Source organism: Streptomyces sp. NPDC127084, assembly GCF_042724175.1.
In the GTDB taxonomy this organism is placed as follows: Bacteria; Actinomycetota; Actinomycetes; order Streptomycetales; family Streptomycetaceae; genus Streptomyces.
In genome coordinates this window covers 1-14,012 of the sequence record NZ_JBHXFA010000168.1, presented here as the reverse complement: position 1 = coordinate 14,012, position 14,012 = coordinate 1, and the positions used below count along the sequence as shown (strand labels likewise).

Below are 14,012 nucleotides of genomic sequence, written 5' to 3'. Positions count from 1 at the left end.
GGCAATCGAACCGTGACTCACCACCACACCCTTGGGACGCCCAGTCGAACCAGACGTATAGATGACATAGGCAGCGTCGGACGCGGAGGCGGCGCGGACGCGCGGGGCATCGGAGGGGAGCTCGGCCCAGCTCCCCTCGTCGACGTCCAGGACGGGGACGGCGAGGTCGTCCAGCACCTCGGGCAGCGGCCAGCCCGCGTTGGTGAGCACGGCCGCCGGGCGGGCGTCGGCCAGCATGGCGGAGGTCCGGTCGGCCGGGTACTCCGCATCCAGCGGCAGGAACGCCGCACCGGCCTTCAGCACGGCGAGTTGGGAAGCCACGCTCTCCGCCGAGCGGGCCAGGGCGAGCGCGACCACATCATCGGGACCCACACCGGCGGCGACCAGACCGTACGCGAGGCGGTTGGCACGAGCGTCCAGCTCGGCGAAGCTCAGCCGGGTCCCCTCGAAGACCAGTGCCGTGAGATCCGGGGTCGCCGCGACCTGAGCCGCGAACGCGTCCGGGATGAGCGTGACTTCGGTGGACAGCGGCCGCAGATCGCCGAGGAGCGCGGCGCGTTCGGCATCGCCCAGCAGGTCGGCGCCACTGATCCGCTGGTCGGGACGGGCCGTCATCTCCGTCAGCAGCCGGCCGAAGCGGGCGGCGATGGACTCGGCGGTCTCCCGGTCGAACAGGTCGGTGGCGAAGTCGATCGCGCAGTCCAGCCCGGCCGGGGCACCGTCCGGTCCGAAGAACTCCTCCAACGTCACATTGAGGTCGAACTTGGCGACCCCCGTGTCAGCGGGCAGGGCCTCGGCGCACAGACCGGCCAGCTCCAGCTCGCCCCCGGCGTTGGACTGGAGGACCATCGCCACCTGGAAGAGCGGGTGGCGGGCCAGTGAGCGGGCCGGGTTGAGCTCCTCGACCAACCGCTCGAACGGCACGTCCTGATGAGCGTAGGCGCCGAGGCCGGTCTCCCGGACACGGCCCAGGAGTTCGGCGAAGGTCGGATCTCCTGAGGTGTCGGTACGCAGCACCAGGGTGTTGACGAAGAAGCCGACCAGGTCGTCCAGCGCCTCGTCCGAACGGCCCGCGACCACCGAACCGATCGGGACATCGGTACCGGCTCCGAGCCGGGTGAGCAGCGCGGCCAGCCCCGCCTGCAGCGTCATGAACATCGTGACCCGGTGCTCACGACTCAACTCGACCAGCGACCGGTGCAGTTCGGCGTCGATCGGCAGGGCGACGCGGCCGCCCCGATGGTCGGCTCGGGCTCCGCGTGGCCGGTCGGTGGGAAGTGCGAGCTCCTCCGGGAGGTCGGCCAGGGTGTCGCGCCAGTAGGCGAGCTGGCGCGAGACCAGACTGTCCGGGTCGTCCTCGCGGCCCAGCAGCTCACGCTGCCAGAGCGCGTAGTCCGCGTACTGCACCGGCAGCGCCTCCCACTCGGGCACCGAGCCGTCACGGCGGGCGGCGTAGGCAGCGGCCAGATCGCGCAGCAGCGGGCCCATGGACCAGCCGTCGCCGACGATGTGGTGCAGCGCGACGACCAGCACATGCTGATCGGGTGCGATCCGGAGCAGGGTGGTCCTGACGGGCGGTTCGGCGGCCAGGTCGAAGGGGCGGCGGGCGGCCAGGTCGACCTCGGCGTCCACCGACTCCGGTGCGCAGTCGCGCCGTTCGAGCGTGAGTCCGGCATCGGCCGGGGCGAGGACCGACTGGTGGGGCTCGCCGTCCCGCTCGGTGATCAGCGTGCGCAGGACCTCGTGCCGGGCGACCAGGTCACCGAGGGCCAGTTCGAGCGCGTCCGGGTCGAGCGGACCGGTGAGACGCAGCGCGAGCGGCATGTTGTACAGCGCGCTGGGGCCCTCCATCCGGTCGATCAGCCACAGCCGCTGCTGGGCGAAGGAGAGCGGCAGGCGCTCGGGGCGTTCACCGGCCGTGAGCGCGAGCCGGGCCCCGGTGCTGTCCAGCCGCTGGGCAAGACCGGCCACCGTCGGCGCCTCGAAGACATCCCGGATGCCGAGTTCGGCGCCGAGCACCGAACGGATCCGGCTGAGCAGCCTGGTGGCGAGGAGCGAGTGCCCACCGAGGGCGAAGAAGTCGTCGTCCGCCGAGACCGGTCCGGTCACGTCGAGCACCTCGCCGAACAGGCCGCAGAGGATCTCCTCTCTAGCCGTCCGGGCCGCCCTGCCGCCGGTGGACGCCGCGAAGTCGGGGGCGGGCAGCGCGGACCGGTCGAGCTTGCCGTTGACGTTGAGCGGCAGAGCGTTGAGCGTGGTGAAGGCAGCCGGGACCATGTAGTCCGGCAGGGTGGCTGCCGCGTGGGTGCGCAGCGCGGCCGGGTCGAGCGGGCCCTGAGCCACGACGTAGGCGGCCAGCCGGGTGCCGGCGGTACCGTACTCGTACGGCAGCACCGCGGCCTGGAGGACGTCGGGGTGGGCGGTCAGGACAGTCTCGATCTCACCGAGCTCGATCCGGAAGCCGCGCACCTTCACCTGGTGGTCGGTACGGCCCAGGTAGTCGACGTCGCCGTCGCGGGTACGGCGGACCAGGTCTCCGGTGCGGTACATCCGCTCCCCCGGCGTGAACGGGTCGGCGACGAAGCGCTCGGCGGTCAGCGCCGGGCGGCCGAGATAACCGCGCGCCAGACCGGCACCACTGAGGTACAGCTCACCGGGGACACCGGGCGGGACAGGCCGCAGGCCGGCGTCGAGGACGTGTGCCCGGAGGTTGGACAGCGGACGCCCGATGAGCGGGCGCGGGTCACCGGAGAGCCGGTGGTGCAGCGCGTCGACAGTGCACTCGGTGGGGCCGTACACGTTGAGCACGATGGTGTCGGGCGCGGCGCTGAGCGCGGTCCAGAGGCTCTTGCCGAAGGCCTCGCCGCCGACCATCACGAGGGCCGGCGGGCAGCGGTCGAGCAGGCCCTCCTCGACCAGCCGCTCGGTGAGGCCGGGGGTGACGTCGTAGACGTCGATCCCGGTGCGCTCGGCGTAGCGGACGATAGCGGCGGCGTCGCGGCGCAGGTCGTCGTCGAGCACATGGAGTTCATGGCCGGCGCCCATCCAGAGCAGCGCCTCGAGTGCGGTGTCGAACGAGAACGAGGCGGTCTGGGCGAATCTGAACCTCCGCCCCGGGTGGGCCCGCTGGGTGACGGCCATGGTCTCGTCGCGATGGAAGGCGAACAGGTTGGCGAGGCCGCCATGGCGGACCACGACGCCTTTGGGACGGCCGGTGGAGCCGGAGGTGTAGATGACGTACGCGGCGTTGGACGGGTGGACGCGGACGGGCAAGGCGGCCGCGGGCTGTTCGGCCCAGTTCCGCTCGTCGGCGTCCAGAATGGTGGAACCGTCCAGTACTTCGGGCAACGGCCAGCCGTCGTTGGTGAGCACAGCCGCCGGGCGGGCGTCGGCCAGCATGTGGGCGATCCGGTCGCGGGGGTACTCGGCGTCCAGCGGCAGGAACGCCGCACCGGCCTTCAGCACGGCGAGTTCGGCGACCACCGTCTCCACCGAGCGGGGCAGCGCGAGCGCCACGACGTCCTCAGGCCCCACTCCTGAGGCGATCAGACCGTGGGCGAGGCGGTTGGCGCGGGCGTCCAGCTCTGCGTAGCTCAGCCGGGCCTCTCCGAAGACCAGGGCCGTGAGATCCGGGGTCGCTGCCGCCTGGTCCGCGAAGGCCACCTGGAGGAGCGGCAGTTCGGTGGGCCGAGCCGTGTCGTGCCACTCGGCCAGGGCGGCCCGGCCTGACTCGCCCAGTACGTCCAGTTCGGCGACCGGGCGGTGCGGGTCGTCGGCGGCCTGGGCGAGCAGGCGCAGCAGTGCGTCGGCGAGCCGTTCGGCGGTGGCCCGGTCGAACAGGTCGGTGGCGAATTCCAGGCCGCCTTCGACACCGGCCGGGGTGCCGTCCGGGTGGTGGCGCTCGGAGAGGTTGAGCGAGAGGTCGAAAGCGGTGCTGGGCAGGCCGAGTGGCTCGTAGGCGGCGCTGGTGCCGGGAAACTCGGGGCCGCCGCCCGCCGTGTTGTCGAAGGCGATCATCACCTGGAAGAGCGGGTGCCGAGCCAGCGTACGGAGCGGGTTGAGCTCTTCGACCAGCCGCTCGAATGGCACGTCCTGGTGTGCGTAGGCCGCCAGGTCGGCCTCCCGGACCCGGTCCAGCAGTTCGGCGAAGGTGGGCCTGCCGCTGAGGTCGGTGCGCAGTACCAGGGTGTTGGCGAAGAAGCCGACCAGCTCGTCAAGGGCGGGGTCGAGGCGGCCGGCCAGCGGGGTGCCCATCGGCAGGTCGTCGCCGGCGCCGAAGCGGTGCAGCAGGGTGGCGTAGGCGGCTTGCAGCACCATGAACAGGGTGGCTCCGTGCCCCGCTGCCAGTTCGGCGAGCCGCGCGTGCAGGTCCGCGTCCAGCGCCAGTGGGACGACATCGCCCCGGTGGCCGGCGACGGCCGGGCGGGGGCGGTCCAGCGGGAGCGGCAGTTCGTCCGGCAGACCGGCCAGCGCCTGCCGCCAGTGGTCGAGCTGGCGCGAGAGCTGGGACCGCGGGTCGGTGTCCGCGCCGAGCAGCCGGTACTGCCAGAGGGTGTAGTCGGCGTACTGGACCGGCAGCGGTGCCCAATCGGGCACCGAGCCGTCACGGCGGGCGGTGTAGGCCTCGGCGAGGTCGCGGAAGAGCGGGCGCAGTGACCAGCCGTCGCTGGCGATGTGGTGCATCACCAGGAGCAGCACATGCTCATCGGCCGACTCGGGGCGCAGGTAGGCGTGCAGCGGTATGTCGACGGCCAGGTCGAAGGTGTGGCCGACCAGCTCCTGCGCCGGGCGGTCGGTGACGGTGAGCAGCGGGGCCGGTGGTGCGGGCAGCACCCGCTGGTACGGGACGCCGTCGAGCTCGCCGAAGACCGTACGCAGCGTCTCGTGGCGGGCGACGACATCGCCGAGTGCGTGTTCCAGGGCGTCCGCGTCCAGAGGGCCGCTGAGCCGGAGGGCGAGCGTGACGTTGTAGGTCGCGGAGGGGCCCTCGGCTTGGCCGAGGAACCACAGGCGGCGCTGGGCGAAGGAGACGGGAAGGCGCTCGGGCCTGGTTTCGGGGCGGAGCGCGGGCCGGGCCGGGTACGTGGCGAGGCGGGCGGCGAAGGCGGCGAGTGCGGCGACGGTCGGGGCCTGGAAGAGGTCGCCGATGGCGAGTTCGGCGCCGAGTTCGGTACGCGCCCGGCCGATCAGGCGGGTGGCCAGCAGGGAGTGGCCGCCGAGTTCGAAGAAGTCGTCGTCGATGGTGATGTCGTCGATGCCGAGGACCTCACCGAAGAGTTCGCACAGGGTGCGCTCGCGCTCGTCGCGCGGGGCGCGACCGGTACCGGCGGCGGCGGTCGGCTCGGGGGCGGGGAGCGCGCGACGGTCGACCTTGCCGTTGGCGTTGAGCGGCAGGGCGGGCAGCACGACGACGGCCGAGGGGACCATGTAGCCGGGGAGGGTCTCGGCGGCGAACTGTCTGAGCTCGGCGTCGAGTCCGGGACTCTCGCTGATGGTGGAGCCGGTCACCGAGCAGTAGCCGACCAGGCGGGTGTCTCCGGGGCGGTCCTCGTGGGGGACGACGATGACCTGGCGGACGGCGGGGTGGCGGGAGAGCACCGCCTCGATCTCGCCCAGCTCGATCCGGAAGCCGCGCAGCTTGACCTGGCCGTCGATCCTCCCGAGGAATTCGATCGCACCGTCGGACCGGCGCCGGACCAGGTCGCCGGTGCGGTACATCCTCTCCCCCGGCGTGAACGGGTCGGCGACGAAACGCTCGGCGGTCAGCGCGGGTCGGCGCCAGTAGCCTCGGGCCAGGCCGGCGCCCGCCACATACAGCTCGCCGGGCACGCCGGGGGGGACGGGCCGCAGCCGTGCGTCGAGGACATGGGCGCGCATGTTGTCGAGTGGGCCCCCGATCGGCGGCCGGGGGCCGGTCAGATCGGCGGGCGCGAGACGGTGGTGGGTGGCGAAGGTGGTGGCTTCGGTGGGCCCGTAGACATGGGCGAGCAGCAGGTCGGGACAGTGGTCGAGGACGCGCCGCATAAGGGTGCCTGAAGCGGCCTCGCCGCCCGTGCAGACGGTCCGAAGGGCGCGGAAGGTCTCCGGGGACTGCTCGGCGACCAGGTCGAAGAGCGCCTTGGTGAGGAAGACGGCGGTGACCGAGTGCCGGGTGGTGACGGTGTGCAGCGCGGCGGCGTCCAGGTTGCCGGACGGGGCGACGACCACCGTGCCGCCGGAGAGCAGGGGCGTCCACAGTTCGTACGTGGCGGCGTCGAAGGCGTGCGGGGAGTGGAGCAGGATCCGTTGGTGCCGGCCGTCCTGCCAGCGGCGGTCGGCGGCGAGGTCGACCACGTCGCGGTGGCGGACCGCTACGCCCTTGGGGGTGCCCGTGGAGCCGGAGGTGAACATCACGTAGGCCAGCCGGTCAGGGTGCGCCGGGATGCCGGGATCGTGCGCCGGGGCGGCCGTCTCGTCGCCGGGGCGGACCACGACGGCGGTGTGCGCGAAGCCCGGGTCGGCGCGGTCGGTGAGCAGGACGGGGGCGGCGGTGTCCACGAGCAGCGCGGCCATCCGCTCCGGCGGCAGACTGGCGTGCATCGGGACGTAGCAGCCGCCTGCCTTGAGCACGGCCAGGGTGGCGACGACCAGGTCGACCGAGCGCTCCATCAGCAGGGCGACCGGGGACTCCGGGGCCACTCCGGCGGCGATCAGGTGGTGCGCCAGCCGGTTGGCCCGGGCGTTGAGCTCGGCGTAGTCGATGCTGCCCCCGTCGTGGGCGAGCGCGACCGCGTCCGGGGTGCGGGCGGCCTGGGCCTCGAACAGCTCCGGCAGTGAGCCGCACGGAACAGGCGCGGCGGTTGCGTTCCAGTCGTCGGACAGGCGGCGGTGCTCATCGGGAGCGAGGATGTCGAGGGTGCCGATCGGCATGTCGGGTGCGTCTGCCGCGGCGGCCAGCAGCCGGCCCAGGCGCTCGAACATGGTGGTGACGGTGGAGCGGTCGTAGAGGTCGGCCGCGTATTCGACCGATCCGGTGAGGCCGTCGGGGGCACCGCCGGGGGTGCGCCGCTCGGTGATGCCGATGTTGAGGTCGAACTTGGCGACCCGCAGGCCGAGCGGTTCCGGCTCCGACTCCAGTCCCGGGAGACCGATTTCACCCTCGTCGTGGTTCTGTACGACGAGCAGGGTCTGGAACAGCGGGTGGCGGCCGAGGGAGCGAACCGGGTTGACCTCCTCGACCAGTCGCTCGAACGGAACGTCCTGGTGGGCGAAGGCGTCGAGCTGTGCCTCCCGTACCCGGCCGAGCAGTTCGGCGAAGGACGGGTCTCCCGAGGTGTCGGTGCGCAGCACCAGGGTGTTGACGAAGAAGCCGACCAGGTCGTTCAGCGCCTCCTCGGAGCGGCCGGCGACTCCGGTGCCCAGTGGAATGTCGGTACCGGCGCCGAGCCGGGTGAACAGCGCGGCCAGTCCGGCCTGGAGGACGGAGAACAGGGTGGAGCGGTTGCTGCGGGCCAGTTCGGCCAGCGCGGCGTGCAGTTCGGGGCCATAGCCGAACGCCACGGCGTCGGCGGCCCCGCTGGGGGCGGGTGGGCGGGGGCGGTCAACCGGAAGCTCCAGCTCCTCCGGGAGACCGGCGAGCATTCCTCTCCAGTAGTCGAGTTGACGGCTCATCAGGCTGCCGGGGTCGGCCTCGTCGCCGAGCAGCTCGCGTTGCCAGAGCGTGTAGTCGGCGTACTGCACCGGCAGCGGCTCCCAGTCGGGAGCGGAGCCGTCCAGGCGGGCGGCGTAGGCGGCGGCGAGGTCGCGCATCAGCGGGCCAAGTGACCAGCCGTCGCCGGCGATGTGGTGGAGCACGACGAGCAGTACGTGCTCAGTGGGCGAGGCGGGCAGTGGTGCGAGCGGTGCGGGGGTGAGCGAGAAGACCGTGACCCGGATGGGCAGTTCGGCGCTCAGGTCGAAGTGGCGGGCCGCGGCCTGGTCCCGGAGGCCGGGGTATTCGTCCGGTGCGCACTCCACCGCCTCGAAGGCGATCTCCGCTTCCGAGGACGGCAGGACACGTTGTACCGGGTCTCCCCCGGCCGCGGGGAACACCGTACGCAGGGACTCGTGCCTGGCGACCACGTCCGCCGTCGCGGCGCGCAGCGCGGCGACGTCGAGCGTGCCGCGCAGGCGGACCGCGAACGGCAGGTTGTAGAGCGCGGTCGGCCCTTCGATCTGGTCGACAAGCCAGAGACGCTTCTGTGCGTACGAAACCGGGATCACGGTGCTTCCTCTGCTCACGTCACGGCGTGGTTGGTGTTCGGGTTGCCTGGTTGCCTCAGGCGGGGACCGCGGTGGTGGGGCGCACCGTGGGCCGGCAGTCCAGGAGGTCGACGGGGCGGCCCATCGCGACGGCGATCTTCCGGTCGCCGCGGAACGGGTCGCGGCCGTGCGCGCAGAGCACGTTGTCGACCAGCATCACGTCGCCGACCTGCCAGGTCTCGCGAACGGTGGCGGCTTCGTATGCCGCGTTGAGGGCGTCCACGTCCTCCCGGGAAAGCGGCTCGCCGTCGCCGAACCCGGTGTTGAAGGGCAGGCCCTCCGGGCCGAACTCGTCGACCATGGCCTCCCGGATGTCCGGGTGGAGCGACCACTCGTTCCAGAAGGCCAGATGGTTGAACCAGGCCTCCTCACCGGTCTCGGGATGGTGGATGGTGGCCGAGCGCAGTTGGCTGGTACGCAGGTTGCCGTCCGGCTGCCATTCCCATCCGATGCCGTTGTCCCGGCAGTACTCCTCGACGTCGGCGCGCTCCTCGGTGCCGAAGGCGGTACGCCAGCCGAGCGAGACGTAGTCCGAGTAGTTGCGGGTGAGGGTCCAGCCGGAGGATCGGCCCCGTTCCGCGAGGTGGTCCGGAAGCCCGTCGAGGACCTTGCGGACGTCGGCGGTCGGGGTGGCGCCGCCCGTCTCGGGTGCGGTCAGGCACGCGAAGAGCAGCCGACCGGGGAAGGTCAGGGTGTAGCTGTTCTCGTTGTGCATCCGGATCGACTGGGCCGGCGGCAAGTCGGTGGACGAGAAGACGCCGTCGCCGAAGTCGCTGCGCGGGGTGGCCTTCTCCCGGTACGGGGTGGGCTCGGGGATCAGCACATCGCGGACGGCGGCGACATCCGCGGCCTGCGTCACCGGCAGCCCGCGCAGGAAGATCGTGCCGTGCTCGTGCAGGGCGGCGGTCAGCGCCGTCTCGTTCTCGCGCAGCCACTCGCAGGCTTCGGCGAGGCCGGCCGCGGCCGGCACGTGGGTGAGGGCCGGGCGGCCGGGGTTCAGCTCCCAGGTCTGCATGGCGGCGCTCACCGCTGGTCGAGGGTGGCGAGCAGGCTCGCCGGGCGGATGTCGGTCCAGTTGGCCTCGATCCAGTCGAGGCACTCCTGACGGGTGGCCTCGCCGTGGACGGTGGTCCAGCCGGCCGGCACGTCGATCCAGACCGGCCAGAGCGAGTGCTGGTTCTCGTCGTTGGCCAGGACCAGGTAGGTGGCGTTGTCGTCCTCGAACGGGTTGCTCATGGTGGTCTCCGTAGGTGAGAGATGCTCCGGGGTGCGATTCGAAGGTAGGGGCGCCGGATGGGCACGAGCGGCACAAGGTCCGGCAGGAGAGCGGCAGTTACCGCGCCTGGCGGGAGGGGTCCCCGCCGTCGCACGCACACCGGCGGTTGCCGCGTCCAGCGGAGTGACTTCGCGTGACCGGTGGTCGCCGCGGGCCGAGCGGAGCAGAGACCGGACAGCTGTGCGGACGGGTCACCGTTCGCGTGACGGGCCGTTGCCGCAGGCCGAGAGGAGCGGACACGTCGGGTGTTCGGACGGGTCACCGAGGGATGAGGCGGACCGGGAAGTGGTCGAGGCCGAAGTTGATGATGGAGCGGTTGTACTGGACCGGCCCGGTCGGCTCGATTCGGGCCGCCTTCTCCAACGCGGCCGAGTACAGCGCGCTCAGCTCCGCCTTGGCGAGTGGGGCGCCGATGCAGTAGTGCGCGCCCAGGCCGAGGGCGAGGTGTTTGTTGGGCGAGCGGTCGAGCAGGATTTCCTCCGGCTGTTCGAAGGCTTCCGGGTCGCGGTCGGCGGACCACACCCACACTGCGACCCGGTCGCCGCGGCGGATCTGCCGTCCGCCCAGCTCGATGTCCCGGGTGGCGGTACGCAGTGTGTGCAGACCCACCGAGGTCCAGCGCAGCAGCTCGTCGACGGCGGAGTCCATGGACACCTCGCCCTGCTGCAACTTCGTCCAGAGGTCCGGGCGCTGGATCAGTGTCCGCAAACCCATCGCGGCCGTGTGCCGGACGGTCTGGACCCCGCCCACCACGATGTTGTCCAGATTGAGCACCACGTCCTCGACCGGCAGCAGCCGCCCGCCGACCTTGTACGTTGCCATCATGGAGATCAGGTCGTCACGCGGGTCGGAGCGGCGCAGCATCACCTGGTGCAGCAGATAGGGGATCAACTGCTGGTGCCCGGCGCGGCGCTCCTCCGGTGTGCGGCCGAGGAAGGCCACGTCGCAGACCCGGACCACCATGTCCCGGTCCTTCTCGGGGACGTCCAGCAGGTCGCACATGACGGCGAGCGGCAGGGCGGAGACCACGTCGACAAGGTCCACCTCCCCCTGCTCGACGGCTCGGTCGAAGAGCTCGCCGGCCCGATCCGCGATCGAGCGGGCCGCGCCGCGCACCCCTCTCTTGGAGAAGAACGGGTTGGCGGGGGCCCGTAGTTCGCGGTGGCGCGGCGGGTCGGTGAGGGCCATCATCCGGCCCGAGCCGACCGGCACCTTGCCCTCTCCCGATCCGAGCAGCGAGCCGGACTCCGAGCTGAACACGGCCGCGTTGCGCAGCACCTCCGCCGACTCCCGGTAGGTGAGTACGGACCATACGGGGCCGTCGTCAACGGTGTCGGTGAGGTGGACAGGGGCCTCCCGGCGCAGCTCGGCGACCAGCTCCGGGGTGTCGGGCCGGGCCCACAAGCCGGGGTCGGTGAGGTCGACGGCAGTGGTGGTGGCGGTGGTCAGCATGACGGCTCCCTGCGTGCGGTGGCGGATGGGACAGATGCCTGACTGTGCGTCAGAAGTGATGTCAGGAGGTCGACCGGCCCGGCTTGATCGACGGTGGCGAGCAGGTGCCCGCCGGGGACGACGCGGTGGGTGAAAGCGCCGCGGGTGTGGGCGGCCCATCCGGTCAGGCTGGTGGTGGCGAGCATCGGGTCGTCGGCCCCCGCGACCGCGTGGAGGGCGGAGCTGATCGGCGCGTGCGGTCGGTGGCGATAGGTGGCGCAGACGGCGAGGTCGGTACGGATGGTGCCGAGGGCGAGTTCGGCCAGGTACGGATCGGCTCGGACCAGCTCCTCCATGCCGGTGAGTCTGAGGAGTTCGGCCGCGTCGAGATCCCTGGACTCGCGACCGGTCCACTCGGCCGGGGAGGGCGCGCCGACCGCGACCACCAGCTCGGGTCGGCGGTCGGCGGGCAGTGCGCGGGCGACCTCGTAGGCGAGCAGGGCGCCGAGGCTCTGGCCGTAGAAGCCGAACCTTCCGCCGCCTCCGCCGGACAGGTGCGGGGTCAGTGCCTCGGTGACGGCTGCCACCAGGGCATCGAAGTCCGGCGGCATCGGGTGTCGGCTGCGACCGCTCCGGGCCGGCGGGCGCAGCGCCCACACCTCGGCGACGGGCGCGAGGGCGCGGGCGAGCGGGGTGTAGGCGGTGGCGTCGCCGCCCGCGTGCGGGAAGCAGAAAAGCCGGAAGGGACGGTGGGGTTGGGGAGCCGGAACGAGGAGCCAGTCGCCCTCGGCGCGGGGGCGGGCGGACCGCGCGGCGGCAGTGCCGACCGGGGTGGCCAGGCCGGTCATCGGACGGCCTCCCTACGGGCGGTGAGGCTGGGGCGGGCGGCGGCGGGCGCGGCCTCCGCGGCACGGCGCACGGCTGCGGTGAACTCGGCCAGGTCGGCGGCGTCCAGCAGGTGGCGGAGCTGGAGTTCGACGTTGAGCTTGCGGCGCAGCAGGTGGACGATGCGCAGGGCGGCGAGCGAATGACCGCCGAGTGAGAGGAAGTCGTCGGTCGGCTCGACGCTGGGCACACCGAGCACGGTGCGCCAGACCTCGGCGATCTGCTGGTCCAGTCCCGCTTCCGCAACGGGGCGCACCTCGCCGGCCGCCTCGTGAGCGGCGGCGTCCGCCACCGGGGCGGGCAGGGCACGGTGATCGACTTTGCCGTTCGGAGTGAGCGGCAGGACGTCCAGCACGGTCACGGTCGATGGCACGAGGTGCGCGGGCAGGGTGCGGCGCAGTTCGGCCAGCAGGGCGGCAGGGCGGACCGCACCGGTCACATAGCCGGCCATCCGGTGGTCCCCCGGCGCGGCCTCGTACACGGTGACCGCGGCGGCGGCCACCCCGGCCACAGTGCTCAGCGCGTGCTCGACCTCACCCAACTCGATCCGGAAGCCGCGCAGCTTGACCTGGCGGTCCACCCGTCCGACGTACTCCAGGAGGCCATCGGCGGAGCGGCGGGCCTGGTCGCCGGTGCGGTACATCCGGGCGCCCGGTTCCGGACCGAACGGGTCCACGACGAACCGCCCGGCGGTCAGCCCCGGGTGGCCCGGATAGCCGTGCGCCAGACCGGGCCCGGCCAGGTACAGCTCGCCGACCGCCCCGGCGTCCGTCACCGGGGCGAGCCGGTCGTCCAGCAGGTAGGCGCGGACGCCGGGCAACGGCTCGCCGAGGTGCGGGCCCGGACCGGTGATCTGGGTGGTGATCGCGTCGACGGTGCACTCGGTGGGCCCGTACAGGTTGAGCGCGTCGTAGCCGCCGTCGGCCAGTTCACGCCAGGTCCGCTCGGGTACCGGCTCGCCGCCCATGAACAGCCGCGGGACGCGGGCACCGGCCAGTGCCTCGCGCAGCAGTTGCCAGTGCGAGGGGGTCAGGTCCAGGTCGGTGACGCCGTGTTCGGTGAGCAACCGCGCGAGGCGCGTCGGCTCGGCTCGGCGGGTGTCATCGATCACCACCAGGGTGTCGCCCCGGCAGATCCGGATCCACTGCTGGACGGAGGCGTCGAAGGAGACGCTGGCGTTCCAGGCCACGACGCCCGGCTCCGGTCGGTAGGCGCCGCTGAGTTCCAGGGCTGCGGCGAGGCCGGCAACCGCTCCGTGCGGGACTTCCACGCCCTTGGGGCGGCCGGTGGAGCCGGAGGTGTAGATGACGTAGGCGGAGTCGAGCGGGTGGGGGGTGAACTCGGCCGTCTCGCTGTCGCTTTCCGGGTGTCCGGCCGGGGCGTCGGCGTCCGGGCGGAGTACCGGGACACCGTCCGGTACGGGCGGGGCGGCATCGGTGCTGACCACGGCGGTCAGGCGGGCGTCGGCGGCCATGAAGGCGATCCGCTCCGCCGGGTAGGCCGGGTCGAGCGGGACGTACGCGGCGCCGGCCCGCCAGGTGGCGAGCAGTGCGACCGGCAGGTCGGCGGTACGGGCCAGATGGATGCCGACCCGGTCGCCGCGCCGGACGCCGGACGCCCGCAGGGCGGCGGCCAGGGCGGCGGTGCGGCGGTCCAAGGCCGCGAAGTCGAGGCTGCCGTCGGCGGCGTGCACGGCAGGCCGCCCGGGGTGGGCGGCGAAGGCGGCACGCAGGCGGGTCAGCAGGTCGGCGGCGTGGGCCGGGGTGGGTCCGGCGGCGGGGATGGCTGAGATGGACGGTTCGGCGAAGGTGGTCATGCGAGGGCACTCCTCGGTCGTTGGGGGGTGGTCGGTGGATGGTCGGTTCGGTCACGCCGCGGGGCGGTGGCACGGGCGTGGCGGCGGTCGTCTGAACGGGTACAGATAGGCGGTTCGGGTGGGCGATTCAGGGGCGAAGGGAGCCGGTCTGGCGTCGCCTGGCAGGGAGTACGTGATCGGCGGGGGTACGGACTGGGTCGTGTCTGACAAATAGCGCCGTCCGCCCGAGGGGCGGGGCCCGCGGCGTCTGGTGCGTGGGGTCTCCCCAGGCCCGCAACGGCCGAGGGGGTGGTGCCTCCCCCGGCCCGCAACGGCCGAGGGGGT

Annotated in this window: 6 protein-coding genes; all 6 read right to left on the bottom strand. The window is 72.6% G+C overall.

What is annotated here, in order from left to right:
- A partial coding sequence (locus ACFWI9_RS28660; protein ID WP_387166399.1) for an amino acid adenylation domain-containing protein occupies positions 1-8,241 on the bottom strand: 8,241 nt, incomplete at its 3' end.
- A 55-nt stretch (positions 8,242-8,296) separates the two neighbouring features.
- Positions 8,297-9,295 carry a TauD/TfdA family dioxygenase gene (locus ACFWI9_RS28655; RefSeq protein ID WP_387166401.1) on the bottom strand — a complete coding sequence of 333 codons (999 nt, stop codon included), beginning with the start codon at positions 9,293-9,295 and terminating at the stop codon, positions 8,297-8,299.
- Between the two features lie 8 nt (positions 9,296-9,303).
- A complete protein-coding gene (locus ACFWI9_RS28650) occupies positions 9,304-9,516 on the bottom strand; it encodes an MbtH family protein (RefSeq protein WP_387166397.1) in 213 nt (70 codons plus the stop codon).
- Between the two features lie 298 nt (positions 9,517-9,814).
- Positions 9,815-11,008: a cytochrome P450 gene (locus ACFWI9_RS28645; RefSeq protein ID WP_387166395.1), complete on the bottom strand. Its 1,194-nt coding sequence runs from the start codon at positions 11,006-11,008 to the stop codon at positions 9,815-9,817.
- Positions 11,002-11,835, bottom strand: a complete 834-nt coding sequence (locus ACFWI9_RS28640; protein WP_387166393.1) for a thioesterase II family protein — start codon at positions 11,833-11,835, stop codon at positions 11,002-11,004. Before ACFWI9_RS28640 ends, ACFWI9_RS28645 begins: the two co-directional genes overlap by 7 nt.
- The gene (locus ACFWI9_RS28635; RefSeq protein ID WP_387166391.1) at positions 11,832-13,688 is read right to left on the bottom strand and encodes a non-ribosomal peptide synthetase; all 1,857 of its coding nucleotides are present in this window, start codon (positions 13,686-13,688) and stop codon (positions 11,832-11,834) included. Before ACFWI9_RS28635 ends, ACFWI9_RS28640 begins: the two co-directional genes overlap by 4 nt.
- Positions 13,689-14,012 lie beyond the last annotated feature (324 nt).